Annotated in this window: 28 protein-coding genes; 16 read left to right on the top strand and 12 right to left on the bottom strand. The window is 57.3% G+C overall.

From position 1 onward, the window contains the following. Positions 1 to 172: 172 nt before the first annotated feature. Together ACWHYZ_RS21540 and ACWHYZ_RS21535 are read left to right on the top strand one after the other, a co-directional pair. Complete coding sequence (locus tag ACWHYZ_RS21540) at positions 173 to 481, top strand: hypothetical protein (protein WP_447984717.1); 309 nt, start codon at positions 173 to 175, stop codon at positions 479 to 481. 64 nt (positions 482 to 545) lie between these two features. Beyond that, positions 546 to 1,448 (top strand): peptidase MA family metallohydrolase, encoded by a 903-nt coding sequence (locus tag ACWHYZ_RS21535; RefSeq protein WP_447984716.1) that lies wholly within the window; start codon positions 546 to 548, stop codon positions 1,446 to 1,448. Between the two features lie 115 nt (positions 1,449 to 1,563). Here ACWHYZ_RS21535 and ACWHYZ_RS21530 read toward each other — a convergent pair whose 3' ends face one another. Both ACWHYZ_RS21530 and ACWHYZ_RS21525 read right to left on the bottom strand, forming a co-directional pair. After that, a complete protein-coding gene (locus ACWHYZ_RS21530; protein ID WP_447984715.1) occupies positions 1,564 to 2,478 on the bottom strand; it encodes an AEC family transporter in 915 nt (304 codons plus the stop codon). Between the two features lie 27 nt (positions 2,479 to 2,505). Next, positions 2,506 to 3,363 carry a class I SAM-dependent methyltransferase gene (locus tag ACWHYZ_RS21525; RefSeq protein ID WP_447984714.1) on the bottom strand — a complete coding sequence of 286 codons (858 nt, stop codon included), beginning with the start codon at positions 3,361 to 3,363 and terminating at the stop codon, positions 2,506 to 2,508. A 201-nt stretch (positions 3,364 to 3,564) separates the two neighbouring features. Between ACWHYZ_RS21525 and ACWHYZ_RS21520 the strand changes: the two genes are divergently transcribed. Together ACWHYZ_RS21520 and ACWHYZ_RS21515 are read left to right on the top strand one after the other, a co-directional pair. Beyond that, entirely contained in the window at positions 3,565 to 4,578 is a 1,014-nt protein-coding gene (locus tag ACWHYZ_RS21520; RefSeq protein ID WP_447984713.1) for a methyltransferase, read from the top strand. A gap of 97 nt (positions 4,579 to 4,675) precedes the next feature. After that, positions 4,676 to 5,380 carry an HAD family hydrolase gene (locus ACWHYZ_RS21515; protein WP_447984712.1) on the top strand — a complete coding sequence of 235 codons (705 nt, stop codon included), beginning with the start codon at positions 4,676 to 4,678 and terminating at the stop codon, positions 5,378 to 5,380. Positions 5,381 to 5,439: 59 nt separating this feature from the next. Here ACWHYZ_RS21515 and ACWHYZ_RS21510 read toward each other — a convergent pair whose 3' ends face one another. Both ACWHYZ_RS21510 and ACWHYZ_RS21505 read right to left on the bottom strand, forming a co-directional pair. Continuing rightward, on the bottom strand, positions 5,440 to 5,763 hold the full coding sequence (locus ACWHYZ_RS21510) for a hypothetical protein (RefSeq protein WP_447984711.1): 324 nt from the start codon (positions 5,761 to 5,763) through the stop codon (positions 5,440 to 5,442). Positions 5,764 to 5,818: 55 nt separating this feature from the next. Further along, positions 5,819 to 6,016, bottom strand: a complete 198-nt coding sequence (locus tag ACWHYZ_RS21505; RefSeq protein WP_447984710.1) for a hypothetical protein — start codon at positions 6,014 to 6,016, stop codon at positions 5,819 to 5,821. A 670-nt stretch (positions 6,017 to 6,686) separates the two neighbouring features. Between ACWHYZ_RS21505 and ACWHYZ_RS21500 the strand changes: the two genes are divergently transcribed. Continuing rightward, positions 6,687 to 6,848 carry a histidine kinase dimerization/phosphoacceptor domain-containing protein gene (locus ACWHYZ_RS21500; protein ID WP_447984709.1) on the top strand — a complete coding sequence of 54 codons (162 nt, stop codon included), beginning with the start codon at positions 6,687 to 6,689 and terminating at the stop codon, positions 6,846 to 6,848. Between the two features lie 31 nt (positions 6,849 to 6,879). Here the strand turns inward: ACWHYZ_RS21500 and ACWHYZ_RS21495 are convergent, their stop codons facing one another. Next, complete coding sequence (locus ACWHYZ_RS21495; RefSeq protein WP_447984708.1) at positions 6,880 to 8,067, bottom strand: THUMP domain-containing class I SAM-dependent RNA methyltransferase; 1,188 nt, start codon at positions 8,065 to 8,067, stop codon at positions 6,880 to 6,882. 24 nt (positions 8,068 to 8,091) lie between these two features. Then, complete coding sequence (locus tag ACWHYZ_RS21490; RefSeq protein ID WP_447984707.1) at positions 8,092 to 10,494, bottom strand: Tex family protein; 2,403 nt, start codon at positions 10,492 to 10,494, stop codon at positions 8,092 to 8,094. A gap of 444 nt (positions 10,495 to 10,938) precedes the next feature. Between ACWHYZ_RS21490 and ACWHYZ_RS21485 the strand changes: the two genes are divergently transcribed. Continuing rightward, entirely contained in the window at positions 10,939 to 11,793 is an 855-nt protein-coding gene (locus tag ACWHYZ_RS21485) for a DnaJ domain-containing protein (protein WP_447984706.1), read from the top strand. A 68-nt stretch (positions 11,794 to 11,861) separates the two neighbouring features. Here the strand turns inward: ACWHYZ_RS21485 and ACWHYZ_RS21480 are convergent, their stop codons facing one another. Then, positions 11,862 to 12,446 carry a PAS domain-containing protein gene (locus ACWHYZ_RS21480; RefSeq protein WP_447984705.1) on the bottom strand — a complete coding sequence of 195 codons (585 nt, stop codon included), beginning with the start codon at positions 12,444 to 12,446 and terminating at the stop codon, positions 11,862 to 11,864. 503 nt (positions 12,447 to 12,949) lie between these two features. Between ACWHYZ_RS21480 and ACWHYZ_RS21475 the strand changes: the two genes are divergently transcribed. The 3 genes from ACWHYZ_RS21475 (at position 12,950) to ACWHYZ_RS21465 (ending at position 17,834) form a co-directional block, all read left to right on the top strand. Beyond that, complete coding sequence (locus ACWHYZ_RS21475; RefSeq protein ID WP_447984704.1) at positions 12,950 to 13,570, top strand: hypothetical protein; 621 nt, start codon at positions 12,950 to 12,952, stop codon at positions 13,568 to 13,570. A 1,106-nt stretch (positions 13,571 to 14,676) separates the two neighbouring features. Further along, complete coding sequence (locus ACWHYZ_RS21470; RefSeq protein WP_447984703.1) at positions 14,677 to 16,665, top strand: C1 family peptidase; 1,989 nt, start codon at positions 14,677 to 14,679, stop codon at positions 16,663 to 16,665. Positions 16,666 to 16,805: 140 nt separating this feature from the next. Further along, entirely contained in the window at positions 16,806 to 17,834 is a 1,029-nt protein-coding gene (locus tag ACWHYZ_RS21465) for a M12 family metallopeptidase (RefSeq protein WP_447984702.1), read from the top strand. A 101-nt stretch (positions 17,835 to 17,935) separates the two neighbouring features. On the opposite strand, the gene ACWHYZ_RS21460 is transcribed toward ACWHYZ_RS21465, so the two are convergent. Further along, positions 17,936 to 18,574, bottom strand: coding sequence for a hypothetical protein (locus ACWHYZ_RS21460; protein ID WP_447984701.1), 639 nt, complete (start codon positions 18,572 to 18,574; stop codon positions 17,936 to 17,938). 162 nt (positions 18,575 to 18,736) lie between these two features. Here ACWHYZ_RS21460 and ACWHYZ_RS21455 point away from each other — a divergent pair, with 162 nt between their 5' ends. From ACWHYZ_RS21455 to ACWHYZ_RS21445, 3 genes are all read left to right on the top strand, one after another. Further along, positions 18,737 to 19,447: a helix-turn-helix transcriptional regulator gene (locus ACWHYZ_RS21455; protein WP_447984700.1), complete on the top strand. Its 711-nt coding sequence runs from the start codon at positions 18,737 to 18,739 to the stop codon at positions 19,445 to 19,447. Between the two features lie 291 nt (positions 19,448 to 19,738). Then, on the top strand, positions 19,739 to 19,891 hold the full coding sequence (locus tag ACWHYZ_RS21450) for a hypothetical protein (RefSeq protein WP_447984699.1): 153 nt from the start codon (positions 19,739 to 19,741) through the stop codon (positions 19,889 to 19,891). Positions 19,892 to 20,135: 244 nt separating this feature from the next. Next, entirely contained in the window at positions 20,136 to 20,438 is a 303-nt protein-coding gene (locus ACWHYZ_RS21445; protein WP_447984698.1) for a hypothetical protein, read from the top strand. Between the two features lie 100 nt (positions 20,439 to 20,538). On the opposite strand, the gene ACWHYZ_RS21440 is transcribed toward ACWHYZ_RS21445, so the two are convergent. Continuing rightward, positions 20,539 to 20,721, bottom strand: a complete 183-nt coding sequence (locus ACWHYZ_RS21440; protein ID WP_447984697.1) for a hypothetical protein — start codon at positions 20,719 to 20,721, stop codon at positions 20,539 to 20,541. A gap of 367 nt (positions 20,722 to 21,088) precedes the next feature. Between ACWHYZ_RS21440 and ACWHYZ_RS21435 the strand changes: the two genes are divergently transcribed. Further along, positions 21,089 to 21,373 carry a DUF427 domain-containing protein gene (locus tag ACWHYZ_RS21435; RefSeq protein ID WP_447984696.1) on the top strand — a complete coding sequence of 95 codons (285 nt, stop codon included), beginning with the start codon at positions 21,089 to 21,091 and terminating at the stop codon, positions 21,371 to 21,373. A gap of 110 nt (positions 21,374 to 21,483) precedes the next feature. Here the strand turns inward: ACWHYZ_RS21435 and ACWHYZ_RS21430 are convergent, their stop codons facing one another. Both ACWHYZ_RS21430 and ACWHYZ_RS21425 read right to left on the bottom strand, forming a co-directional pair. After that, positions 21,484 to 21,693 carry a C1 family peptidase gene (locus ACWHYZ_RS21430; protein ID WP_447984695.1) on the bottom strand — a complete coding sequence of 70 codons (210 nt, stop codon included), beginning with the start codon at positions 21,691 to 21,693 and terminating at the stop codon, positions 21,484 to 21,486. A gap of 131 nt (positions 21,694 to 21,824) precedes the next feature. Next, entirely contained in the window at positions 21,825 to 22,691 is an 867-nt protein-coding gene (locus ACWHYZ_RS21425; protein ID WP_447984694.1) for a C1 family peptidase, read from the bottom strand. A gap of 316 nt (positions 22,692 to 23,007) precedes the next feature. On the opposite strand from ACWHYZ_RS21425, the gene ACWHYZ_RS21420 reads away from it, so the two are divergent. Continuing rightward, complete coding sequence (locus ACWHYZ_RS21420; protein WP_447984693.1) at positions 23,008 to 23,247, top strand: hypothetical protein; 240 nt, start codon at positions 23,008 to 23,010, stop codon at positions 23,245 to 23,247. Between the two features lie 44 nt (positions 23,248 to 23,291). Then, positions 23,292 to 23,936 carry a PEP-CTERM sorting domain-containing protein gene (locus ACWHYZ_RS21415; RefSeq protein ID WP_447984692.1) on the top strand — a complete coding sequence of 215 codons (645 nt, stop codon included), beginning with the start codon at positions 23,292 to 23,294 and terminating at the stop codon, positions 23,934 to 23,936. A 93-nt stretch (positions 23,937 to 24,029) separates the two neighbouring features. Here ACWHYZ_RS21415 and ACWHYZ_RS21410 read toward each other — a convergent pair whose 3' ends face one another. Beyond that, a complete protein-coding gene (locus ACWHYZ_RS21410; protein WP_447984691.1) occupies positions 24,030 to 24,380 on the bottom strand; it encodes a hypothetical protein in 351 nt (116 codons plus the stop codon). Between the two features lie 54 nt (positions 24,381 to 24,434). Here ACWHYZ_RS21410 and ACWHYZ_RS21405 point away from each other — a divergent pair, with 54 nt between their 5' ends. Then, positions 24,435 to 25,325 (top strand): hypothetical protein, encoded by an 891-nt coding sequence (locus ACWHYZ_RS21405; protein WP_447984690.1) that lies wholly within the window; start codon positions 24,435 to 24,437, stop codon positions 25,323 to 25,325. The last annotated feature ends 77 nt before the right edge of the window (positions 25,326 to 25,402 follow it).

Here is a 25,402-nt window from a genome sequence, read left to right as displayed (position 1 = left end):
TCCGACTTCACGTTCGATGAATGGCGTCGGAGCGAGCATGAAGTCGAGCAATTAGCTCAGCGTCTACATGGAAAATGTTCCTCTAGTGAAGTGTTATAGTGTGTTGAGGGACTGACTCGGAGCGGATCCATCCGGACATCGAGGAGCGGTCCTTAGGATGAGAGCGGATCCCATGGCACCCTTTTGGATTGGTCTATTAAAACGGGCGATGCCCGTGGTGATCGAGGCAGGGTCTAGTATTTATAAGCGACGAGCTGCGGCTAAGCAGGCGTCTCAGGCTCAGTCTGCCCCTTTCGACTCTCAGTCGGAGAAGCTCGAAGCCTTGCAGACTGCGATCATGAGGGTCGCGACGGAGGTGGAATTCTTAAGCCGCAAGCAGGGAGAACTTACACAAGCGGTTGCCCGCCTCCATTGGATATCGGTTGCAGCATTCATTCTTTCCGCACTCGCCATCGTCATCGCTTTCTCGAAGTACCTTTGATTTTCCATGGTGGATCACGTTCAAGAAGAAGTCCGTTCACTCCCTGTGGTATCTCAGTGAACGCATGGAGGCCAAGTTCGAAGACAGATATACGCCGTGGCGGGTGAAGGTGCTCGCAGTTGCTTTAGGCGTTATGCCGGGGCTCGGTCTGGCCGCCGACCCTCCGCCGTTGATCTTCGAGGCGCCCCCGCGCTTTGCTCCATTAGCCGATCGTCTGCAGAAGGTGAATCGGCAAGCGCTCAGTGCGGCGATGGAGTTGGTCGGGCTACAAGAGCCGGGACCGCCCATTACGATCATCCTGACGACTGAAGACATGGACATAGCTCGCCACACCCCCGCCTGGGTGTCGGGATATGCGCTCATCCCGTCCGGTACCATCGTCGTCTTTCCGGAGCGGCAGGTCTCCTATCCCTACGGCTCATGGGAAGCACTCCTGTTGCATGAACTCGCGCATGTGTTCGTCATGCGAGTCTCCCGAGAGCACAGCGGGCCCCGGTGGTTTGAAGAAGGCATCGCGATGGTCACCTCGGGCGAGCGTGACTTGGAGGACCAGGCCTGGGGATTCTGGATCGGGCTGACTGCGACTCCCATCCCGTTGGAGGAGATGAATCGCCTGTTCAGCAAGAACCCGCCTTTGGTTCAGAAGGCCTATCTCCTGTCCGATGCATTAACGCGATATCTCATGACCTCGCGTGGTCCCGACACCGTCCGACAGATTCTCGCCGAGCGCGCAGACGGCGTTCCGTTCGAAGACGCCCTCCAGAAGGTAACCGGCTGGACGCTGTCGGAACTGGAAATGAAGTTTTGGACCCAGCAAACGGCATGGCGCCGCTGGATTCCCGTCGCGACCAGTTCCATGATTCTCTGGGCCGCGATTGTGCTGTTGGCGTTGGCTGCGTTGCATAAGCAGCGGCAGCGGGCCGCAGCCGTGAAACGACAATGGGAAAAGGAAGAGTCGGAGCCATAGCTTGCCTGTTGTATCAAAACAGGGTGCGGCCGGTTATGGGCAAAGCGGCTGCGGTAGAAGGCCCGCATTCACCATCGAGTCGGCTCCATAAGAACAGCGGGATTGTTTTAGGCCGTCAGTGTGTGAGCAGCATGGCCAACCGGGGAAGAAATGGCAGGACCGCAAAGCCAATGCAGATCGAGATGGCGACGATCGAAGCCGTCAAATCTTGATCCAAGTCCGCTTCTGTGGCGTAGATGACCGCGTTGACTGCCGACGGCATGGCGGCGATCAAGATGACGATGGCGCGCTGCATGTCACGGAACTCAAGCACATGGACAGCCGCAAGACCGAGCAAGAGCCCGCCCGCCATCCGTAGGACCACGCCGAGCATGGCCATTGAGAAGTGATGACGCACGGCGGTCAGATTGATCGACAGCCCGAGGACTACACTCGCCAGTGGAATGGTCGTGAGATGAATCGGCGTCAGCAAAAACTGCAACCATGAAGGCAGGGTCAGGCCCACCGCCTTGAGCATCAGAATCATACAGAGGGCCCACAGTGGAGGAGCTGACAAGAACCTGGCGCCAGGTGATCGAGCGCTCGGCGGAGTCCTTCCATACCACAGAGCGATGCCGTAGATCACCGTGAAGGTGAGCGAGGTCTGGCCCAGATCGAAGAGCACCGCTTGGGCCAAGCCTGCTTCACCAAACGTCGCGAGCGTGACCGGATAAGAAAAATAGACAGAGTTAATGCAGCCGGTCGCGACTAGGAAGGCGCCTTGCGTCGGGCGAGGAAGTCGGAGTACTCGGCCGAGTAGCCACGATGACGCGAGCAGCGGCAGGGTGACGAGGCAGGCGGCAATCGGCATTTTCCAGGCGGCCGCGTCAAACGTGATCTGATTGAGAGAGATGAGAATCGTCGCCGGAAGACTCACCGAAAACACCACTGTGGATAACTGCTCCGCGTGGGTCTTCGTCAACACGCCGAATGATCGCAGTATGGCACTCACGAGGAAGATGGCGAGGAACGCTTGAAGGGGTGCCGGCATGGAGAGGGAGTGTCCTACTCTCCCGCATCACACGGGCTTGCGTGCGGCCACCATCCGGACGGCGATCGGAAGCGTGATGATACCGTCGCGCCGGTGCGATTCGACTGTCTGGACGATGCGCTTCTCCGCGTCATGCTGTTGCGTAGCGGAGAGTTTAGCCCAGAGGTTCTGAATCGGTGCCGCGATGTCCATCAGACTTGCAACGTACTCCTGAGCCGACGGGAACTGCACTTCACTGAGGAGTTCCTGTTCGGCCACATCATGCAGTCCCGCTTGTTGGAGCATGCCGGCTAGTTCGCCGGGCTTCGCCAGGCGAAAGATCCCCGGCGCGGTGGGATCAGGCGCCGGCAGTTCAATGAATTCTTTGATGACGTCCATTGGAATGCGGAGATAGGGATTCTTGTCCGGTGCTGACCAGACGGCAGCCGCGACGTACCCCCCGGATTTCAGCACGCGCGCGATTTCAGCGATGGCTTTCGGAATCTCCGGCAAGAACATCAAGCAAAAGCGGCTCATCACTGCGTCGAATGAAGCGGCTTCGAACGGCAACGTGGTTACGTCCGCTGTACGGAAGGCGACATTGTTGAGGCCGAGGCGCTTCGCCTTTCGTTCGGCCACGGTGAGCATGGATTCGGCCAGATCAAGGCCGGTCACGCTGCCGGCATACCCTACGGCCTGCGCAGCCAGCAGCGCAGGATAGCCTGTGCCCGAACCCAGGTCGAGGACCCGCATCCCGCGTCGCACGCGCGCGTCGCTCACGAGCCGGTGGTTGAGAAACGCCATATTGTCGTCAAAGAATTGGTCCCACTTCTCCCACCCGGAGGCGACACGGTTCCAATCAGTGCGCTGAGACTCGATAACTTGCTGCGGCGTTGGTTGCGGCATCCTATGTCCTCCCGTGACGGTGTTTACTATGAAAGAAGGGCGATCATGCTTGATTTGGGGCGATCTTGGCAAGATGTTGCCTCGTCAGCGTGCGAGAAAAGTACATCCTTCTATCCCGGTTGTCCGTCCTCGTCGCACATTGACACGGCCGCTGCTGGAACGTACGCTGCTGCTTTCTTCTACCTTCGAAAGGAGCAGACGATGGCGACACGGCAGGCGACCCCTGAAGCAATCATGCAACTTGGCATTGGATTTTGGGGATCGAAGACGCTGCTCAGTGCGGTCGAGCTCGGACTGTTCACGGAGTTGGTCAAGGGGCCTCTCGATGCCACGGCTTTAAGCAAGCGGCTGCAACTCCATCCACGGAGCGCCAGGGATTTCTTTGACGCCCTTGTAGCCTTAGGGATGCTGCGCCGTACCGGTACGCGGTATGCGAACACGCCGGAGACTGCCCTGTTCCTCGATCGTGCCAAGCCGTCCTACGTGGGCGGGATGCTTGAAATGGCCAACGCCCGACTCTATCGCTTCTGGGGCTCGCTCACCGAAGCCCTGCGCACGGGCAAGCCGCAAAATGAAGTGAAGACCGGTGAAGACTTCTTCGGTACGCTCTACGCGGATCCGAAACGGCTGGAGGGATTTCTCAAGGCCATGACCGGCCTCAGCCTAGGAGCCGCACGGGCCATCGCGAAAAAGTTTCCATGGCGAAAGTACCGTTCCTTCACGGACATCGGCTGCGCACAAGGCGGCGTGGCGGTCGAAATCGCGCGTGCGCACAAGCATCTCCTCGGCGGCGGGATGGATCTCCCGGTGGTGCAGCCGGTGTTCGAAGCCTACGCCAGAGCGAAGAAAGTGCACGGACGCCTTCGCTTCCATCCCGGGGACTTCTTTACAGACCCTCTTCCGAAGACCGATGTCATCATCATGGGGCACATCCTGCACGATTGGATGCTCGATGAGAAAATGATGCTCTTGCGCAAGGCGTACGACGCACTGCCGCCCGGCGGTGCGATGATTGTGCATGAGGCCATTATTGACGATGCACGCAAGCGAAACGCATTCGGGCTCCTCATGAGCCTGAATATGCTCATCGAGACGCACGGCGGCTTCGACTTCACCGGAGCGGACTGCAAGCGGTGGATGAAAGAGGCCGGCTTCAAACGTGCAACAGTGGAGGTGCTGGCCGGACCGGATTCCATGGTCGTCGGCATCAAGTAATGGCGCTGGCGGCATTCAACGCGATGGGTTCGGATCAGGCAAGACACAATTGACACAAGGATCACCACTCTCGGCTATCGTCGCGGGAAGGTAAACCATGCCTGAGGATATGAACGGAACGACTCTGGATCGCGGCCCCGCATTTCTATTCGATCTTGATGGCACGCTGGTGGATAGTGTCTATCAACATGTCTTGGCGTGGCGAGAAGCACTCGAAGCAGCCGGAATCGAACTCGCGGTGTGGCGTATCCACCGCCGGATTGGCATGAGCGGCGGCCTTTTCCTGAATGCTCTGCTGAGAGAGACGGATCGTTGTCTGACGCCGGAAGAGGTCGGGCGCGTTCAACAGATCCATGCGGACGCCTTTAAGCGGCAAGTGCAAACCGTCCGTGCGCTACCGGGAGCGTGCGACCTCTTGACTTATCTCTCACAAGCGGGTGTTCCGTATGCGATAGCCACCAGCGGCCGCCTGGAGTTCGCATACTTAACCGTGCAGGTGCTTGATCTCGATCGTCGGGTCCCAATCATTACCCGTGATCAGGTGCGCCATGCCAAACCCGATCCCGACCTGTTCTTAGCCGCCGCTGAGAGCCTCGGAGTACCCATAGAGACCGCCGTTGTCGTCGGCGACAGTGTCTGGGATCTTCTCGCGGCCCGGCGTGCTTCAGCCCTCGGGGTGGGACTCTTATCGGGCGGATACGGGCAGGATGAGCTTGAACGGGCCGGTGCCTACCGGGTGTACCAAGATCCGCTTGATTTGCTTCGGCACTTGGATGAGGTCGGGCTTCGAACAACAGACTGAGAATGTGAGCCGGTGATACCTCTGACCGCCTCCATTGTCTTTTCTCCCCCGTTGGGATATTAGACAAAGCCGGCGGTCTGTCCCTGTGCGAGAAGTGCCTCTTTTACGATCCGTTCCGCCTGGAGCCAGTCGTCCACTTCGGTGAGTGCGCATCGTTGCGTGTAAATCTCATAGGCTTTCTGCGCCACGAGAGTCCGGTATTCGCTTTCCGTGATGACGACTTGGCGAGGGCTGGCGATCATCTCTGCTTTTTTAACGGCACGCGGCGTCTGCTTCTCAAGCGCCGGCTTTTGTGGGGGCCGCTCCGCACTGCGTTTCGGATCCGTTGCCTTCTGACGCCTGCTTTGTTTTGGCTTGTCGCCATCGGCCATAGGGGTTGCCATTGCTATGTTCTCCTTGTAAGAGAAAGAAACCATTACGCACAGCACTCGTGCCTGCTCAAGTGGGCATCATGAGAAGAATCGATAGTCCTCCAAGATCATTGACCGGCCGGAGGTCGCCAACGCCGACCTCTGATCTGCTCAGGTGTCGATCCATCGCTTTGGTATCAATCTCCCTCTCCATCATCCGACATGAAGCTGCTTTGTCCGGCAGTTGAACGAGTAGCATGAGTGCGTGACTATAGAAGTGTTTCATTGACTGGTCCTCCTGCGCGGCTCTCAATAGGTGGAACGATTGCCTGGATAATGGCTTCCCGTTGATGGGGATGCGCTGCTTCCACGATTGCAACTTCCTGAGATCGGCGATCTTTATTCGCTATGGCATGGCTGCGTCTGGCGCCCGAGAAGCCGGATAAGAAGGTGAGGGTGTCATTGGTCCATTGGGACGAAGGGGCATCTATGGTCAGCAGTCTTTTCATAATCTTCACGGGCTCCATGTGCCAAAAAAAAAGGTCCCCGCTCATTGCTTGCTGAGGACCTCATTGTCCGGTATCTATCTCGCGAGCGATCTACTGAAAAGCGTATCCTGACGACGCCCTTGTCTTCAGGAATAACGAGGTGACTTGTACACAGAAAACTAATGTTGTTCTATCCCAGTTGCATTGAAATGTGTATCGTAGTTTGTTCTACATGTCGAAGATGGCGCTGCTAGCCTTCGTAATCGGACGACCCTCCCTCACTGCGTCATACAAGGCCTTTGCTGCTCGAAATACATAATCAGCTGTAATAGTGCTGGACGAGCGTCGGAAATATAATTAATAGTTTTTCATTCTCGGAATCGCGCGGGACGACCATGGACACCACGGAACGGAGGCAGGCCGACTCGCAGTTTCGCCAGCTGTCCGGTCGCCTGCTGCAACTTCAGGATGACGAGCCGGCGCCGCATCGCGCGAGAGCTTCATGACAGTACGGGGCAGACGCTGACGGGGCTGTCGTTGAGACTCGCGGTTGTAGAGGGTGAGATTGCGTCACTCAGCAGGGTGCAAGACAGGGCACTGACGAATACCCTGAAGCATTCGGTCAGTTAGACGGCGAGCGTCCGGACCGTGCTCTATGGCCTTATGTGTTGTCTTCTTCGGCCTGTCCGAGAGCTCCCCGCTGTCGGTGTCGCCCTGCAACGAGTTTGAATTGGTATAGACGGCATTCAATGTCGCCATTGAACAGCGGCGTGCGCCGCGATGTGGAGAGCCCGATCAATTTCGGTAATCTCAAATCGCCGGTGAACAGGTAGGCCGTCCAGCCGACATAGCGTTGCTTCAAACAATCGCCGAGCAGGGGATAGAACTCTGCCATCTCCTGATCGTGACCCATGCGGTGGCCGTAGGGCGGATTGGCAATCAGGATGCCCGCGTCAGCCGGCGGGGAGATGGTTAAGAAATCGGCTCGCTTGAAGTAAATGCTCACCGCCAGTCCGGCCGCCGACACGTTCGCTTCGGCGGTTTGGATGGCTTTCATGCTCCAGTCACTGGCAAAGATCGGAGCCGGCGCGCGTCTCCGTTGCCGAGCCCGGCTCTGGTCACAGAGATCGGCCCACATCTTCCTATCAAACGTCTGCAGCTTCTCAAACGCGAACGGTCGACCCAGTCCGGGTGCAATATTGTGGGCGATCATGGCAGCCTCCATCGGCAGCGTAGCGCCGCCACACATCGGGTCGAACAAAACCTGATCCGGCTGCCAGCCGGCCAGTCGGAGAATGCCTGCGGCCAGGTTCTCCCGCAAGGGCGCCTCACTCATCCGCCGGCGCAGGCCACGCTTGAAGAGAGGATCTCCGGACGTGTCGAGATAGAGCGTGGCGGTCTGCTCATCAAGAAACGCGACGATCAGAATATCGGGCCTGCTGGTGTTCACACTCGGCCGGCGTGAGCAGGCTGTGGTGAAGCGATCGCAGACGGCGTCCTTAATGCGCAGCGTGGCGAAATTGAGACTCTGAAGCGGGCACTGCTGAGCGCTCACTTTGACTTTAATGGTGTGCGTCGGCATGAACCACTGGTGCCAAGGAACGTCGGCCGCAAGTTGGTAGAGGTCGTCCTCCGACTGATATGGGCCATGCGCAACGCGCCAGAGAATCCGGCTCGCGATCCGGGACTCCAGATTGGCCCGGTAGCACAGGTCCAGGGAGCCGCTGAACCGCACGCCCCCTGGGGTGACAAGTGGATCGACGGCGTCGAGCGCCAGCAGTTCATCGTGGAGGATCGATTCAAGTCCTCGGGGGCAGGGGGCAAAAAACGTGTGGAGTGTGGGTGTCACTAATCATGTCCGTGATTCGGATCTTTATTTCACCTTCAGCTTGGCACGCGCTAACGCCATGGCGAGTGCGCCGCTGGGCTGTGGCCCACGCTCTGGGGCGCGTGTGGATTCTGGAGGACGCCTGTCCCGCCGGCCCCGCGTTACAGCTTGAGGATCCATGGTGACGCTCGCGCCGGGTGACGAGGGACCGGCGGCGTCGTCGAGGCGCATGGTCAAGGAAATGCGCTGGCGCTTCACGTCAACCTCGAGAACTTTCACTGTGACGATCCGGCCCGGCTTGACGACATCGTGCGGGTCTTTGACGAATGTGTTTGCCAGCGCGGACACGTGCACGAGGCCGTCCTGATGCACGCCGATGTCGACGAATGCCCCAAAGGCAGCGACATTCGTGACCACGCCTTCGAGGATCATGCCGGGTTGCAGGTCGGAAAGCGACTCGATGCCGTCCTGAAAGGTGGCCGTTTTGAATTCGGGGCGTGGATCGCGGCCTGGTTTTTCCAACTCACTGAGGATGTCGCGCACCGTCGGCACGCCAAACTTCTCATCGATGAATTCGGCGGGTGATAGGCATTTCAGCACCGCAGACTGTCCCATGACATCGGTGATGCTTTTGCCGAGGCGCGCCAAAATGCGCTCGACCACCGGATAGGCTTCCGGGTGGACGGAGGAGCGGTCCAGCGGATTATCGCCATTGTTGATGCGCAGGAACCCTGCGGCCTGCTCGAACGTCTTGTCGCCGAGTCGCGGGACGCTGAGAATCGTTGTTCGATTCGGAAACGGGCCGTTCGCATCGCGGTACTCGACGATGTGTTTGGCCAGTGCTTTGTTCAGGCCCGACACTCTTGTCAAAAGCGGAACCGACGCCGTATTGATGTCCACGCCGACCGCGTTAACGCAGTCTTCCACGGTGGCATCGAGCGCGCGGGCAAGCGCCCGCTGGTTGACATCGTGTTGATATTGACCGACGCCGATCGACTTGGGGTCGATTTTCACCAGTTCGGCGAGGGGGTCTTGCAGGCGTCGGGCGATGGAAACGGCGCCCCGCAAACTGACATCCAGGTCGGGAAACTCAGCCGCAGCGAATGCCGACGCTGAATAGACCGAGGCGCCGGCTTCGCTGACCACGATCTTGGTGAGTTTTTGTTCCGGCTTCTTGGTCGCGACCAGCTTGATCACCTCGGCGGCGAGCTTGTCCGTCTCACGGCTCGCGGTCCCGTTCCCGATTGAGATCAGCTCGACGCCATGTTGCTCCACCAGATGTGCCAATGTTGCCAACGATCCCTGCCAGTCATTCCGCGGCTGATGGGGGTAGATAGTAGCCGTCTCCAGCAGCTTGCCCGTGGCATCAACGACCGCTACTTTGCAGCCCGTGCGGATGCCGGGGTCGATGCCCAGGACTGCCTTAGGGCCTGCGGGTGCCGCCAGCAGCAGATCATGCAGATTGCGGCCGAAGACTTTAATGGCCTCGGTTTCCGCGGCTTCGCGGAGTTGCATCAGCAGCTCGGTGCTGAGATGCAGGTGTGCCTTGACGCGCCAGGTCCAGAGGCAGACATCGGCCAGCCATCTGTCGGCGGGACGACCGCGGTCTTCGATGCCGAAGTGTGAGGCGATCATGGTGACGCACGGATGCGGTATAACGCCGTCCAGTTCCTTTCCCAAGCCCAATTCGATCGTCAGCACACCCAAAGTGCGGCCCCGGAACAGCGCCAGCGCGCGATGCGAGGGAATGGTGCGTATCGTCTCGGCATACGCATAGTAGTCGCCGAATTTCTCTTCCTCGGCGGTCTCCTTGCCTGGTATGACGCTGGACGTGACGACGCCTTCTTCCCACAGGCGGGCACGCAGTTTGGCGAGCAGCTCGGCCGTTTCGGCAAAACGCTCGACTAGAATATCGCGCGCACCGTCGAGCGCCGTTTTCGCGTCTGGAACGTTGATGGCCTCGGCGCCCTCTGCGGCAGCTTGCACCTTCACATACTTCGATGCTTCCAGCTGCGGATCGAGCGTGGGATCGGCCAACAATGCATCAGCCAGCGGCTCCAACCCGGCCTCACGCGCAATCTGCGCGCGCGTGCGGCGTTTTGGCTTGTAAGGCAGGTAGATGTCTTCCAACGTTTGCTTGGTGGCGGCCGCCTCGATGGTGGCTCGCAATTCCTCGGTGAGCTTGCCCTGCTCATCAATTGAGGCCACGATCGTCGCGCGCCGGTCTTCCAGTTCACGCAGATACAGTAGTCGTTCTTCCAGATGGCGCAGCTGCGTGTCATCCAGGTTGCCGGTCACTTCCTTGCGATAGCGCGCGATGAAGGGCACGGTTGATCCTTCATCCAGTAGTGCAATCGCCGCGGCGACTTGCGGGGATCCGACGGCAAGTTCCTGGGCGATGAGTTGACTAATCTTCAGCAGCGTTGCTTCTGAAACAGGTGGAGTCATGGGAGGAACCATGCGTGTTTGTGACCGATCTTTCCGAAAGCGCCGCTCATGAGAGCCATACCGACTTAGCGGCAGACGCGCTTTCTATCAGAGGATTTCGTACGTGTTGCGTTGAGGATTGACGATGATTCGCCGGTTTCACGAAGATGACATGAGCTCGGATCTACTGTGCCATGAAGACGGGACCATCGCGTGCATCGATGAGCGACGACTCTATCAGAAGAATCGTTCAACTTCCAGGACGGTGTGTCGAGGCCAGATTCGCCGGGGTATCGTGGGAGGTTCATGCAGAATGTTGAATGCAGGATGACGTTCTAGACGCACAAAAGCCGCAAGAGAAAAAGGTTCAGCCTTTTGTATCGGGGGTGAGGCATGTCGCCTTCTCATTTCAATCTAGATCTGCCTGATATACTCCGCTACACTGCGATGCCTTGAAGGAGACTGATGCGGAACGAACGGACCATCAACTATTATACGGTGCTCGAGCTCTCACCCACTGCAACGCAGGCCGACATCAAAAACGCATGGCACGAACAGGTGCAGATCTGGCATCCGGATCGCTTTAATCATGCACCCGCGCTGCACCGTAAAGCGGAAGCCCGAACTCAACTGATCAACCAGGCCTATCAAGTGCTCGGTGACCCCGCCGCACGCGCTCGATATGATACGGCACAGACCCCTTCCTCGCCCGCGCAACCCTCGCGTCCGTCCCCGTCACCTCGCCCGACACCCACTCCGCGACCCCGCCGGGATGTGCGAGGGCCTCAATCACTCGTGACTCTCACTCGACAAGGTCAACCGAACGTTGTGGTGCCTGCCATTCAATTGCTGGTCGACACGAAAGAACAACGTCCGTACGACTTTCACGGCCTCGTTCGAATCGCCGGCACCATTCGACATACCCTTCCAGCGGGCGACTATGCCATCGCTGAGGCACCGGACCTACTGTGCGTAGAACGTAGACGGGCGGAGGAACTGCACACAATGGTCTCCAATCCATCCGAACGCCTGCTATTGCTGCGAGAACTCGAAGGATTACTTGCCTTCACTCACCGGTTCTTTGTCATTGAAGGCACGATCGAGCAGAGCATAGCTGGAGGGCGCTTAGGACAATATCACAAGAATGCATTGACCGATGTCCTGGATGAGCTGAGGGCGAGATATGCGATCCAGATGGTTCAGGCGGATACTCGTGAAGAGGCCGAAGAACGGGTCGCCAATCTTGCAGTCCTGCACTATGCCTACTACTTCGCGGAACAACAGGGACTGGGGCGCTGTCTCACTGAGGATGATTTATAAGCAAAGCAGGGTTGGAAGTCCCGCCAATCAGAAGATCCCAAGTGGAAGTTTGTTGGTTGCCGTTGCGGTCAATGGTCCTCGCTTTTCCGGAGCCGCTCTACCTTGAATTCCGTATCTTTTAGTTGACGTTTAAGCTTGATCATTTCGAGTTCCCGGCCGACCACAGCGTCTTCGAATTTCTCCAGATCGCGCACCTTGTCTTGCAGATCGCTTTCGCTCCGATTCAGCTTTCGTATGGTTTCATGCAGCTTCTGATTCAGCCGGGTGACCTCGTCTAGAGCCTCCTTCATGTCGGTTTGATCACGCATGACCTTGGCGAAGCCACGTAGCTCGCTATCCTTGAGAGCGATCGTCAACCCGCTGCACCAAAACGGAGACTGGTCCTTCCGCACGATCCATCGGTCATCGCTCGACTGCCCAACTTCCGCCGCGGTCTTCAATTCGTTTTCTGGTTCCTTGTTCGCCCGATCCTCAGGCGTAAAAAACACGCCCACTGATTGGCCAAGAATGTCATGCGGTGCATACCCCAGCAGCTTCTCGGCGGACGCGTTCCAGCTCGCCACTCGACCTTCGGCATCCAGCGTAAAGATTGCCAAGCCCTTGGCGTTCTTGACGAGCAGGTCAAACAGTTCGGCATTGCCGCCCAGCTCCATACGTGAATAATAGTGATGCCGTATTCCTCGTGGTATCGGATAAAAAGTCGTCGGTGCGTAAGAAGGCACAACAGAGACGATTGTGAAAGTTCTTTTAACTATTCTGTGCCGTCTTCTTGCTGTAGAGCGTTGTTCGTAGCGCGTATATCGTGAAGAAGAGGAAACCTTGCCTCTTGCGGCCCCGTTCGGAGTTGTGCGCGGAAGCAGATGCCGCATAGTCGGCATGAGGACTCGCTTACTGCTCGCTACCGCAATGGCAGTACCGCTCACTTTATTTCTGCCCTCAGTCCACCAAGATGTCATCCTTCATGCCGCAGTGTTGTCGGTCTTGTTGTAGGCTGTTGCACCCACAAATCGGGCGACGGTAAAGTGGTTGAGGTGGACAGTGATATGGCCAGCACCGGCATCCCTGCTCTAGCGGTCCGAGGGGCCGTGACTTGGACGGCACAAGGGTGTCGCGCGCAAATGAGGCGAGGAGTATTTTTATTGGGGCACGCGCGCACATGAACGAGACTCCGGTAGTTCAAGGAAGGACGTGGCTTCTGTGCTTCATCCTCACAGCACTGTCGCTCATCGTTGCTTGTGCCAAGCCCCCCTACGATAGGCTGCAAGCTGCAGAGAAGGCCGTTCAACAGGCGCGAACCGCCGGCGCCCCGATTTATGCACCCGAGGAGTTTAACGCCCTGGAGACTAAACTGGAAACTGCGAAAGAGGAAATCTCGGCACAATACAAGCTCTCTGAATTTCGGCGAGACTACAGCCGGGCCAACAGTCTGTTGACGGAGACCCGAGCTGAAGGAGATCGTATCATTGTGGAGGCTCAAAAGCGGAAGGATGATGCCAAGGCGGCTGCGCTGCAGGAGAGAAAACAGGCGGAAGAGGCGGTCTACGAGGTGCGGGAGCTTGTCGAGCGAGTTGAGCACAGCGGAGGTTCTCTGAGTGGAAAGGTTCCCGATGAACTGAGGGCCGAGGCCGGCGAACTTAACCGTACCTTAGCCGAGGTGGAGACAGCCATTGAAGCCGACAACCACCTTGTGGCCAAGAACAAAGCGAAGGCGGTGCAAGAGAAAAGTCAGAGGCTTCAGAGCGAGGTGCAAGACCGTGCACATAAGCATGGCCCGTGACCATGGTCCTGGATCTTCCCGCCGAGCTGTCCTCCAAACACCGTCTTAGCTGAGAACTCCTTCCACACTCTGGTTTCGATGGCTTTCAGTAACCGCTGGAGCCTTTTTACACAGGAAGCATCCCTTGAAGATGCCCGCTGATCCGATAATCGACGAGGTTACATTCGGCAGAACGATGCGGATAAAGAAGAGGACCGCATCTGCGGGCTCCGGGGTGGTTTGTCTCTTCATCAATATGGACAGCATGCGGTAGTTTCTCAGCCCGTGCCCCACGTTCCTTCCTCTCGTAAAGGTAACTCGTTGGCCTGCCCGTTCTGTGTGTAATTTCATGCGCGATTGTCGACGACGAAGCGCATCACCGGGACTGGCGCCTGCGCACTCGACTCATACGGCAGGATCCGACGAGACTTGCAGATCAGATGCGTCAGTTCTTCCTGCGCGGGTAGGGTACGTTAGGATACCTGCTGATCCAGCAGCAAATCGAGACCCGCCGGCAGCCCAAGTGGCTGAACAAGCGAGGGTGTGTCGCCCGGGCGTTGTCATCTCAGCGACTAGACTACTTCTGTCCTCCGTATAATCCGCTTCCGTAGGTTTTCGCGATCCGTCGGGCATGAGCGTCACGTGCAGGGTCTGCATTTTTGTTCGAGCAGGTGCACGCTGTACGCGTATGGTGCCTAGTACGTAATTAGATACTAAGCGCGCCAGATCGGATACATCTGACCGTTACAATGCCGACCGTCTCGAGTCGATCCAGCCCTAAGGAAAGTTCAGCCCCTAGAACCCGAAAACTCCGCAACTCATGTGGCCGTAATCGATCGTTCCGATGCGATCACCAAGCGGAATGGTGTTTGCAGAATATGATGCCGTAAGAATCGCGTCGTACCGTGCTAGGCCGCTGGCAGAAATGTGTCGGTTAGGCAGATGTATTGCTTTAGTGAAAAGTGATTTCCGGTGTGTGCTGGCGTTTGATTCTTAGACAGGACATCTCTAAAATTCGTCGCCGCAGTACTTAAAACTAGGTGAATAGAACCGCTGACATCTAAGCAAGGGGGAACCCCGTGGTAAGGAAACGTGTCCCTTCCCGGAAGGGACCATCGGTGGGGTCGGTGGCTAGACGATCAGAGCCAAAACCGACCCGGCCGGAATCGCCGTCCAGACGCGAGGAGCGTGATGAGCGCAGTGTAGAAAAAAAGATCGGCAAGACGCTGGATGCCTTTCCGGATAAGATCGACCTTCGCGACTGGCTATACCGCCCGACACTGCAGATTCTGCCTGATCAGATCATCAATTGTGCGCTTGTGCCGGAGATCCTCGACCAGGGCACCGAAGGCGCGTGCACCGGCTTTGCCCTTGCGGCCGTCATCAATTACCTACTCCATCAGCGGCGAACAATGCGTCGGGTGAGTCCCCGCATGCTGTATGAACTCGCGCGCCGCTATGACGAGTGGCCGGGTGAGAGGTATGAGGGGTCTTCGGCACGAGGCGCCATGAAGGGGTGGGAACGTCATGGCGTATGCACACGTGACCTGTGGCCTGACAATTTGCACGGCTCACAACACTTTAATCAAGCGCGTGCCGACCAGGCCGTCTTCACGCCGGGGGGGACGTACTATCGGGTAAATTTCCGCCAAGTCCGCGATCTTCACGCAGCCATTCATGAAGTCGGCATCGTATATGTGACCTTGATGGTGCACGCCGGATGGGAACGCCCTGGTCCAAAGACGGTCACGATCAAGTCGGGCGTCGGTAACAAATCGACCATCACTCTTCCCGTGATCCAGCGGAAGGGCAACGCGGACGGTGGTCATGCGGTCGCACTCGTCGGATATACCTGCCAAGGGTTCGTGGTTCAAAACTCATGGGGGCGGCGATGGGGCAAGAACGGATTTGCCTTATTGCCTTATGAAGACTTCATGATCCACACCACCGACGTGTGGGTCGCGCAGCTCGGCGTGCCGGTGGTAGCGGATCTCTGGGCTGGAGGCGCGGCGGATGTGACGAGTGGGACGTTCCGCGCAGGGCGCGTCATCCCGTTAAACGAGATACGGCCCTACGTCATCGACGTGGGGAACAACGGCAAATTGTCCGAGCGGGGCGACTATTGGACGACAGAAGACGATCTTGAACGGTTGTTTTTGAAAACCATTCCAGAGCGAACCAAAGGGTGGAAGAAACGCCGTGTGATGCTGTACGTCCACGGGGGTCTGAACAGCGAAAAAGATGTGGCCAAACGAATCGTGGCCTTTCGCGACGTGTGCCTCGCCAACGAGATCTATCCTCTTCACCTTATGTGGGAGAGCGACTGGTTCAATTCTGCCCGAAGCATCCTTGAGGATCACTTCACCGCCGCGGATGAACGGGCCGCGGGCGCCTTTCTTGATCACCTCCGTGAAGCGAGGGATCGCGTGCTGGAGTTAACCGTCGCCTACCCGGTCGGCAGTTTGTGGGCAGAGATGAAGGAAAACGCCCGGCTCGCCTCCGAGGCGAAGACCGGCGCAATGCAACTTATCGTGAAGTACGTGAAGCAGGTCATAGCCCAACGGGGGAGAGCGGCAGCGGCCGATTGGGAGCTTCATATGGTCGCCCACAGTGCCGGATCTATCCTCACCGCCTATGCAGTTGATGAACTCGCCGGTCTGGGCGTGTCCTGGAAGACACTTCAGTTCATGGCCCCGGCGATCCGGATGGACCTTTTTAAGAAGGCGATGGTTCCGAAGATAGAGAAGGGCATCTGCCCTAAACCCAGCCTCTACATTTTGAGCAAGGTCGGCGAGTTGGATGATGATGTCGGTCCCTATGGAAAGTCCCTCTTGTATCTGGTCAGCAATGCCTTCGAAGACACGCGGGAAGCGCCGTTGCTCGGGATGCAAAAGTTTCTCAACGATGACCCGGTGATGCTGAAATTATTGAATGCCGACATTGATGGTCTGCCCGGCATCGTCGTTTCCGGCGAGGGAGGCAACCCTGGCGCCACGGCGAAGAGTGACAGCCACGGGGGTTTTGACAACGACCCGAACACCATGAACTCAGTGCTTGTCCGGATTCTCGGGACCTTGCCGAAGATCGTGTTCACCGAGCGAGATCTGCAATTCTAGCCCGGCGATTGATAAATGAACCGAGCAACGAGACGAGTGTTTTCTAACGAGCTCGACTATGTGTGAGGGGAAGCAGCGCGAGTGGGGGGACGCGAAGAGGCGCAGAGTAGGCAGTGTGACTAACAATGGAGGAACGACAGATGGCTACTAGACCGAAGGTTTGTATCGATCGCATTCTGCCTCGAGACTTAATGCGGTTCCGTCCCACCACACGCGGGCCACAAGGCCGGGTGCGTGCCATCTCGCCGATCGGCAAGACGTGGATGAATGGTTCGACGTTACGGGTGCGGTTCATGGACGGTACGCCGGCCCAGCAGGCGACGGCACGCAAGCAGGCGGCGTGGTGGACCCAGTTCGCCAACCTGAAGTTTGACTTCAATGACGCGCCAAATGCGGAAATCCGCATCACGTTCGATGCGAATGACGGGGCGTGGTCCTATGTCGGCACCGATTGCCGTGGCATTCCGGTGAACGAGGCTACGATGAATCTCGGCTTTCTCGACGGCGGCACGGCGGGACACGAATTCGGCCACGCGATCGGACTCGCCCACGAGCATCAGAACCCGGCCGGCGGCATTCAATGGAATGAGCAGGTCGTCATTCGTGAAGCGGCCAAATCGCCCAACTTCTGGGATGAGGCAACAGTGCGCCACAACATCCTGAACAAATACAAGATGGATCAGATTAACGGCACGGCGTTCGATCCTGATTCCATCATGCTCTATTTCTTCCCGGCGTCCTGGACCCTTAACGGCATCGGGACCAAGGCGAACGACGTCCTCTCGAGCATGGTTAAGGCATTCATTGCCGGTGCGAAAATGTACCCCAAAACCGGCGGGACGGTGTCCGCGGCGAAGGAACTCAAGGTCAACGCCGGTCGCCGCACGGCGGCCTCAATCGGCAAGATCGGCGAGGAGGATCTGTACCGCTTCACGGCCGCGACAGACGGCCGCTATGTGATCGACACGACCGGCCCGACAGACATCGTCATGAAATTATTCGGTCCCAACAGCGAAACGGCACTCATTGCCGAAGACGACGATTCCGGCATCGACACGAACGCGCTGATCGCGGCGGATCTAGTCGCCGGCGAGTATTTCGTGCAAGTGCGGCACTACAACCGGACCAAGGGGATCGGAAAGTATTCGATCAAAGTCCGTAAGATGTGACGGAATCGTGTTGCAGCAGAGAACTGCAGACGGTCCGCGGCTCAGGATGAGCCGCGGACCGTTGCCATGTGTTGCGCCCGCAGAACTGATGACCACGCCCGTTATGCGAACTTCCCCGGAAACTGCTTTGCCAAGGCGGCTGTCAGTGCATCGGAAATGACGTAGACGTGTTGTCGCATGACCTCCCACGTTTGTGCCTCGTGCGCATAATCCTTTTCCTGAAACTCGGTGATTTGGGCGACATGGTGAGCCCCATGCGCTGCGATCAGTCCCCGAACCGTGTCCTTCGGAAGGTTGGGATTGGCTCCGCTGAGGAATACGGCAATCTCGTCGGCATTTGACGCCAAGTGCGCCAGGGCCGCATCCTGCTGAGGCTTGCTGCCGGCAACGGTGGCGTCGGAGTATTCTTTAACGGCGCCATAATGACCTGCCAGGAGGGTAAAGAGCTTCTCCGATGCCGCTTCGCCGTAAAACGGCGTAATGGTGCCGGCAATCTGTTTTGCGTTGGCCACGACTTCCTTCTCGGCAGCATCCCGTGCCGCGGGATTGTTCGTCGCGTTGTCCAGAACGACATTCCGAATCCAGAAAATATGTCCGGCCCACAGGTCACGCAAGGCGGCCTTCGTATCCGCCACGCGGGCGGGGTTCGCGTCTCCCACGGCCCGCGATTCGTGTGTGCAGCCGCCCAGGCCCACGACCATAAACAGCAGAATGGCTACCGACTGACGCATCCGACTCATAAAGCCCTCCATTAAATGTAAGTGAATGGAGGTTGCCTCCTGCAACCCCAGAAAAGGATAAGGGTCTTACATCACTTTGTCAATATAAATATGTCTAAACTAGACATAGTGGTAACTGCATGATAATCTCATCAGAGATTTCCACGTCTCTGAGGCCCGGCCATGATTTCAGCGTACGGCGATCGCCAACAACACCTGCTCAAACTTCTCCTCGCAACCAAACGTGGGATGACCGTGGAGGCCCTCTCCCAACACCTCGATATTTCCCGCAATGCGGTGCGTCAGCATCTGGCGGCGCTTGAGCTGGAGGGCTTGGTGACCAAAGGCGTCACGCATCCCACCGGCGGGAGGCCGGAGCAGTTGTATGAGCTCACGGCAAAAGGGCACGAGCTGTTTCCACGCAAGTATTCGTGGTTCTCGGAACTCCTGATCGAGTCCCTCCGTGAGGAGTCGAGCCCCGATGAATTACGACAACGGTTTATAGAGATGGGGAAACGCGTGGGGGCGCATCTGCCCGGTATCGCAGGTGGACCGGCTGAGCGAATCAAGCAGATGACGGGCGTGATGCGCGATCTCGGGTATGAATCGACGCTGCGGGAAGGATCAGGCGAGGCGTGGCCTACGATCGAGGCGACGAATTGTGTCTTTCATCATCTCGCGAGCCGCTTTCCTGACGTCTGCCAGTTCGACCTCGCCCTCTTAGAACAGGCTGTTCAACGTCCTGTCGTCCACGAAGAGTGCATGGTGAAGGGTGGGACTGCCTGTCGGTTCAAATTTCAGACAGGAGAGCGCGCCCCTCTCATGCAACTCGTTCCGCGCTCCCAAGGAAGCACGAAACCCTCGAAGAAGCCCACGCTGCGGAAACGTTCCTGACCATCCACGCCACGAAGCCGGGTAATCCCGCTTAAGCCTCTCTCGATTCTGTCCTTTGCCAGACAGGGAGGCCCACCTCAAAAAGCGGTGCATAATTGTCCTTGCTCCTCAATGGCTTCTGGACAACACCAGACCAAAGGGCTCTGATTACTCTCGACCATTCATGCCATCGGTCTGTCGATTAACCGCCTATTGCGAATTCTGATCCATGTCCGACATACTCAAATTCCTTTGGACGTGCTGGAGGGCTGTGGTGGAATCCAGTCGTTGACTGAAACTAAGGAGGGGCGCGTGGACAAAGCGGAGATCGACGAGATCCTAGAAGAACGATATGAGACGAACTTGGAGAAGATAGCCAAGGGCGGGCAACATGCCGTAAAAGTAGTCATGGACCTGGTCAGCGAGCTTGAAGGCGATGATGACGATGAAGACGACGACCTGTAAAGGAATCCATGCACGGATTGAAGGATGTGACGGAAGGAATTCCGCTGCTCCTTCGATTCTTTTAAAGAGTCGTTGCGGAACTCTTTAACACTAGAGCTGATTGCCTCCTGCACCCCTATGCCGTTGAGGCCGTCCCAGTGTCCGCCGCAGACCGATTGTCATTAGCCTCTAGTTCTATATACTAACCCTGTCCTTTGATGTCGTTTATCGCCTTAGCGTCACGCGCTCAGCAAAGGAGGGACCCATGCCGCCTCGCCTGTTTGTCCTCAACCTCCCTTATTTTTTTAGTGCGTCGAAAATACGAGATGTACTGAGCGGCTGCCATGTCACATCCGTTGAGTTGGCCCGCACGATCCACGGGGTTTTGGCGTCCATAGACACGTTGACGGAAGAAGATGCCGCGAAAGCCGAGGCGATTCTGAATGAGTTAAAGCTGCCCGCCCCCCTCGGGATCATCCGAGGTGAGACCCGGATAGGTCAGAAGCTCGGCGAGACACTGACGAATCTGACTGAGGCCGTTCCGGGAACGTATAGCGATGTAGCGTAAGGCATCCTCCCTGTGCATCGGTGTCGTCCCACAGAAGCAGACGGCAGACTAGGCCAAGTTCGATCTATCCGCTCCCGGCTTGAACTTCTCGCTGGTGTCCTCAATCGGCCAGGTCAGCTCGGTAGATCATTTGGGGATCGAGGTCGAATCGATTGACGAGATTGCAGCGTGGAAACAGCGATTGCAAGAGCGGGCATTCTGCCATGGTCGCGTTGCTTGAACCGAGCAGCTCCTCGGCTTGTGCAATCAGGTTTGTCGACGCCGGCTTGATGCGGTCTGTCATGGGCTCACCGAGGAGCGTCTCGTCCCCCTCTCTGCTATCCCGCCGTCCTCAGTCGTTCGTAAGATGAACTCATGGAGCGCGTCGTTCTCGATCCTTAGCAGTTGCGGATCGAGCAGGACGGGACGCTGATTTCTAACCCAAAATCAATGGACGGATTTCGCTTCGATTCAGGCGGCGGGCCGCGAGCATGGGCATGCTTGTGTCAGACTGCCTCCTCGGAAAGAAGGCCACTATTCCTCTATTGCATGATCTCTGTGACTGTTAAAATGCCGTTGCCATTGGCGGACAAAACTTTAGGACCGAAAAGGAGGAGGAGCACGCCCAGGGGCGTACCTACACAGACCCGGTTGGAACGAAGGAGGACCACATGCCTCGAGCCATCTGGAATGGAACGGTTCTCGCGGAAAGCGATCGTTGCGAGACGGTGGAGAACAATTGTTATTTTCCTCCCGATGCCGTCAAACGCCAGTACCTCAAACCGAGTAACACCCATACGACCTGTCCGTGGAAAGGCGAAGCCAGCTATTACGATGTTGAAGTAGGAGGGCAGGTCAATAAGGATGCCGCTTGGTATTATCCAGCGCCGAAGCCGGCAGCCAAAGAGATTGTCGATCACGTGGCGTTTTGGAAAGGGGTCAAGATCGAACGATAGGTTTTATCGCCGTGATCGAAGTCATTGAGAGCCGTGTTGGCAGGGAGGGAGATCAACCCCCTCACCTTCCTGCGTCCAGCATCCCGACGTCGTATCTAGCGAACAGATGGTTATGGCTTCTTCGCCACAGCCCACACGGTGTCCCACCCAATCGCATTATTGTTGTATTTCACCCACGCGTAGCCACTTTCTCCCCAGCCCGTGCCCCATGAATTTCGCACACGCCACGCGCCTTTCTCATCGTCCCAGCCTACAATGACGACGGCGTGATTGGTGGCGGGGATCGGTCCGTAGCTGGATTGTGATCTTTGCTGAAACACCCCGCCCCGTATAGTCTTGGAAGAGACTCGTGGCTTCAATAGATGTAGCCACCGGCCCATACTGGCAGAGGGCGTTTTTGATCTGTTGTACGCTCGCATAGCCAATGGCGACCCATCCCCATGTTGCAACTTTATACCGATACGTGATTTAAGCAGGTACCGCGGTCCTTGGCCTGGTAGAGCGGGTAGGCGCTCTCCCTGGCCACTCCGTCAAATTGCATGTGGAGCATCGTCTCTTCGACGAAGAATCCGTTGCAGCCGTCGATCATTCCGTTGACCAGTCCTCCTGCGCAATCGATCAGCTCCTGCTCGGCAATATTCGACACCCCGCCATAGCGAATCCGCTTGCTGCTCTCCACAATTGATGCTCCGGCGAACGCCCAACAACTGCCGCATTGTTTCTGATCCCTGATGGGTGAGAGAGCCTGGCCGCTGCCCTGCCGATACAGGAACGACGGTTGCGATGCGCAAGGGGTCGAGACGGCTCGCAACGTAACTTCTGTTTCCGTCGAAGCCTCTGCTTGACTCTCTTTTCCGGGGGTGCCTCGCCGGCGAATCTGAAGCCGAGAATTGATGGGCAGTGTCGGCTTGATAGGCTGAAGTGCCCGTTGCGTGAGAATCTGCTCGACCGAAGGGATGTTCTGGGCTTGCAGCACGCGCATCGCCTCTTCATTCTGCCGCTGCATCGTTTCGATTGTTAGAGTGTTGACGATTGGCATCGTGCGGAGCGTCGGCAGCGGGCGCTCCGTCGCCGAGGTGAAGCCGACAGAAAACGGCAAATTGTTTTCCTGGACGAATTGCCGGTGCCGCTGGAGCCGTTCCTTGACATGCGGCGGAGCCAGGGCCTCGCGCGCAGCGAACACCTCGATGGGCGATTCAGCCTCCGTATCATCAGCGGTGTCGAGCGATCGGTCTGCACCGAAGGATGGCAGCGCACTGAACCATAACGCAATGTGCAGCACCACTGCGCAAACGAGCGTGACAGAAAGACGCGTCATCGGCAGACTCCTTTCTGACGGTGGTGTGAGTGAAGGTGGAAGAGTACAGCAATGGTGTTCTTCTTCGTCTGCGTAGAGGCCGGCGCTGAAAGAGACGCAGTACCCCGCAGATGATCTGATCAGTGTGCCGGCGACCTCCATGGAAAGGTTCATGAGGTCTGGCGTGCGATTGATGGTAGGAGCTTGACATCGCCCTTAGGTTCCTAAGATCGTCGGGCTACCAGTAGTGATCCGGTCTCATCAAGTCAGAGCAATGTTATTATTCTCGCGAGTAGATGTCACTAGGTACAGCACAAATCTAAGGGAGTTGATTCACTTGGCGCTAAGGTGGCTTGCCGCTGAGAAATTGGTGGCGCGGGTGAACCGGCCTGAGATGGCCAGCGGAACCGTCGGTGGTGCGTTTGGTGAAACGGTGTGGATTGGAACCAGCGTGGCGCTACAGCGGGCGGCCGTTTTCAAAGAAGAGGCCTACATACACTTAGGTATTGTCACTAACCATAAACTGTCTTATGATTGCACCGACGACAAACCACACACCAAGGAGGAAATAACGTGATCCTCAAAAGGATAGTCCCAAGCTGCGCACTGATGTGCGCGTTGATGAGCGCCGTATTGCTGTCTGCAGCACCGGCATCTGCCGTGACGACATGGACAGACTGGACCAGCGCCACTGCCGGCGCGCCGGGGTCCGCGTCAGGCTCGCTCGGTGGCGTGGCGGTGTCTTACTCAGGCGAGTTAGGCAGCGCGGTGATCAATGGCACCAGCCCCATCTGGGCACCCAATAGTTCGTTTACCGGCGGCACGATCACGGCCTCGCCCAGCACCGTAGGCGACGCCATCTTCCTCAACGGAAGCTTCAGAGGCACCAATACGATCACCTTTGCCTCGCCAGTGGTGAACCCGGTTTTCGCGATCTGGAGTCTCGGGCAACCCGGGCTAGAAGCATCGTTCAACTTCAATGCGAGCCCGACGTTTGAAGCCGGTGGACCGAACAGCCAATTCGGCGGCCTACCGATCACGGTATCAGGCAATAGCGTGAATGGCAGAGAGGGAAACGGGGTGGTTCAGTTCACCGGAACATTCAGCTCGCTATCATGGACGAACACGTTTGAGAACTTTTATGGATTTACGGTCGGGCTTAATGGACCTTCCGGGACCACACCTGTACCGGAACCGAGCACGATCGCTCTTGTCGGGATTGGCCTAGCCGGGATCGGCTTAGCTCGCCACCGCAAGGCTGCGTGATACCACTCGCACTCGGGGCTGCGCAATATCGTTGGTGCGTAGCCCCCACTGCCAAACCCGCCACAGGACACCACACGCGGTTAAGCTACTGCGCTAAATGCGGATGTTTTTGGGCACGACAAACTTCTTGGCATCTGCCGTGGCGACAGGGATCTTATTCCCCGGCATTCGGCAAACTGCTCGATAGTCCGGTTCGCCGCAATCGTCCTCATGCCGGCGTCGCGTTTCCACCGACCAAAGTTTACTCCTCGTGGCTCGCGAATGGCTGTCGCGATGTAGCACATCGAGCAGTATTCTCATGTGCGTCCACATCGTTTGATTGGTGAGCTGCCTATCGAAATTTCCGAAGGAAATAAACCCGAACCCTACTTCTGCCAGTTCTCGGGCGATTGGAAACCACCTAGGATGAATCGCCATCTTGAGTCCGGTTCCGGGATCATCCATATACTGAATACTAACGCTCGCAGAAGCACGCTTCCATCATGAGAGGAGTCAGACATGCTGCCTCTTGCCCGTATCTCTCGCCTGCTCTCAATATTCCTGATCTCGGTTGTCGTGTTCGCCGTACAGATAGAAGGGGCAGTGGGCGAATCCCAGATGAGGGTCCAGGGTAAAGTTTTGGATATTGGGTCGGATATCATCGTCATCGACACCGTCACGGCCAGCTACACGTTGGATAAGAAAGCCGCCCCGCTAAGAGCGAAGATAGGAGATACGGTGACGCTGTGGGTGACGCCTGATCATGTCGTCATCGACCACCATCCAGAAGCGACCGGCCGGCGGCATCGCTTCGTTACGGGGACGTTACTCGACGCAGAATCGAAGAAGCAGATCAAGCTTTGGACACCCGAGGGCGATAAACTCTATTCGCTAGAGGAGCACGAAGCTAAGACTACGCATCTTGCGGAGGGGACGATGGTAACGGTGGAGATCAATGAATCCGGGCACGTGATTGATGTTCATCCCGTCGAAACTGAAGTGGGAGCGTGTGACAAACGGCATCACTGTAAAGTGATGTTACATGGCGTTGTGCTGAGAATTGAGCAGGGCATGATCTTCATCAAGACTCCGATGGTCCAATATGAACTGCCTACGAGTGTCGCCTCTCCGAGCACGGCACCCGGCGATGAGATGACGCTATGGGTCAACGAAAACAATGTCGTGTTGGATCACTATCGAGCAGGCGAAATCTCTCATCGACGCTTCGTGACCGGCCCGGTCCGATATGCCGATAAAACACGAGTGCACATCAAGCTATGGACACCGGAGGGAGAGAAGACATTTTCCCTCGCCCAGGTAAAGATGGCTGTCGGCCTGCAGGAGGGACATCAGGTGACGCTAGAGATTGATGAGGGCGACCATGTGATCGATCTCCGGCAACCGTCGTGATTTAGAAGCGGACCCGTCCCTGGCGCGTTCGTCATCCTCACTGCTCGCATTCCCGCCTTTGTAACGAGGCACACAGT

Source organism: Nitrospira sp. Nam74, assembly GCF_965152615.1.
This window is presented reverse-complemented; position numbering and strand designations above follow the sequence as displayed.

What these genes read in the sequence shown, in the direction of transcription:
- ACWHYZ_RS21540 (WP_447984717.1), top strand. Translation starts at nt 173, where the DNA reads ATGGCACCCTTTTGGATTGGTCTATTAAAACGGGCGATGCCCGTGGTG.
- ACWHYZ_RS21535 (WP_447984716.1), top strand. Translation starts at nt 546, where the DNA reads ATGGAGGCCAAGTTCGAAGACAGATATACGCCGTGGCGGGTGAAGGTG.
- ACWHYZ_RS21530 (WP_447984715.1), bottom strand. Translation starts at nt 2,478, where the DNA reads ATGCCGGCACCCCTTCAAGCGTTCCTCGCCATCTTCCTCGTGAGTGCC.
- ACWHYZ_RS21525 (WP_447984714.1), bottom strand. Translation starts at nt 3,363, where the DNA reads ATGCCGCAACCAACGCCGCAGCAAGTTATCGAGTCTCAGCGCACTGAT.
- ACWHYZ_RS21520 (WP_447984713.1), top strand. Translation starts at nt 3,565, where the DNA reads ATGGCGACACGGCAGGCGACCCCTGAAGCAATCATGCAACTTGGCATT.
- ACWHYZ_RS21515 (WP_447984712.1), top strand. Translation starts at nt 4,676, where the DNA reads ATGCCTGAGGATATGAACGGAACGACTCTGGATCGCGGCCCCGCATTT.
- ACWHYZ_RS21510 (WP_447984711.1), bottom strand. Translation starts at nt 5,763, where the DNA reads ATGGCAACCCCTATGGCCGATGGCGACAAGCCAAAACAAAGCAGGCGT.
- ACWHYZ_RS21505 (WP_447984710.1), bottom strand. Translation starts at nt 6,016, where the DNA reads ATGAAACACTTCTATAGTCACGCACTCATGCTACTCGTTCAACTGCCG.
- ACWHYZ_RS21500 (WP_447984709.1), top strand. Translation starts at nt 6,687, where the DNA reads ATGACGAGCCGGCGCCGCATCGCGCGAGAGCTTCATGACAGTACGGGG.
- ACWHYZ_RS21490 (WP_447984707.1), bottom strand. Translation starts at nt 10,494, where the DNA reads ATGACTCCACCTGTTTCAGAAGCAACGCTGCTGAAGATTAGTCAACTC.
- ACWHYZ_RS21485 (WP_447984706.1), top strand. Translation starts at nt 10,939, where the DNA reads ATGCGGAACGAACGGACCATCAACTATTATACGGTGCTCGAGCTCTCA.
- ACWHYZ_RS21480 (WP_447984705.1), bottom strand. Translation starts at nt 12,446, where the DNA reads ATGGAGCTGGGCGGCAATGCCGAACTGTTTGACCTGCTCGTCAAGAAC.
- ACWHYZ_RS21475 (WP_447984704.1), top strand. Translation starts at nt 12,950, where the DNA reads ATGAACGAGACTCCGGTAGTTCAAGGAAGGACGTGGCTTCTGTGCTTC.
- ACWHYZ_RS21465 (WP_447984702.1), top strand. Translation starts at nt 16,806, where the DNA reads ATGGCTACTAGACCGAAGGTTTGTATCGATCGCATTCTGCCTCGAGAC.
- ACWHYZ_RS21460 (WP_447984701.1), bottom strand. Translation starts at nt 18,574, where the DNA reads ATGAGTCGGATGCGTCAGTCGGTAGCCATTCTGCTGTTTATGGTCGTG.
- ACWHYZ_RS21455 (WP_447984700.1), top strand. Translation starts at nt 18,737, where the DNA reads ATGATTTCAGCGTACGGCGATCGCCAACAACACCTGCTCAAACTTCTC.
- ACWHYZ_RS21445 (WP_447984698.1), top strand. Translation starts at nt 20,136, where the DNA reads ATGCCGCCTCGCCTGTTTGTCCTCAACCTCCCTTATTTTTTTAGTGCG.
- ACWHYZ_RS21440 (WP_447984697.1), bottom strand. Translation starts at nt 20,721, where the DNA reads ATGACAGACCGCATCAAGCCGGCGTCGACAAACCTGATTGCACAAGCC.
- ACWHYZ_RS21435 (WP_447984696.1), top strand. Translation starts at nt 21,089, where the DNA reads ATGCCTCGAGCCATCTGGAATGGAACGGTTCTCGCGGAAAGCGATCGT.
- ACWHYZ_RS21425 (WP_447984694.1), bottom strand. Translation starts at nt 22,691, where the DNA reads ATGACGCGTCTTTCTGTCACGCTCGTTTGCGCAGTGGTGCTGCACATT.
- ACWHYZ_RS21415 (WP_447984692.1), top strand. Translation starts at nt 23,292, where the DNA reads ATGAGCGCCGTATTGCTGTCTGCAGCACCGGCATCTGCCGTGACGACA.
- ACWHYZ_RS21410 (WP_447984691.1), bottom strand. Translation starts at nt 24,380, where the DNA reads ATGGATGATCCCGGAACCGGACTCAAGATGGCGATTCATCCTAGGTGG.
- ACWHYZ_RS21405 (WP_447984690.1), top strand. Translation starts at nt 24,435, where the DNA reads ATGCTGCCTCTTGCCCGTATCTCTCGCCTGCTCTCAATATTCCTGATC.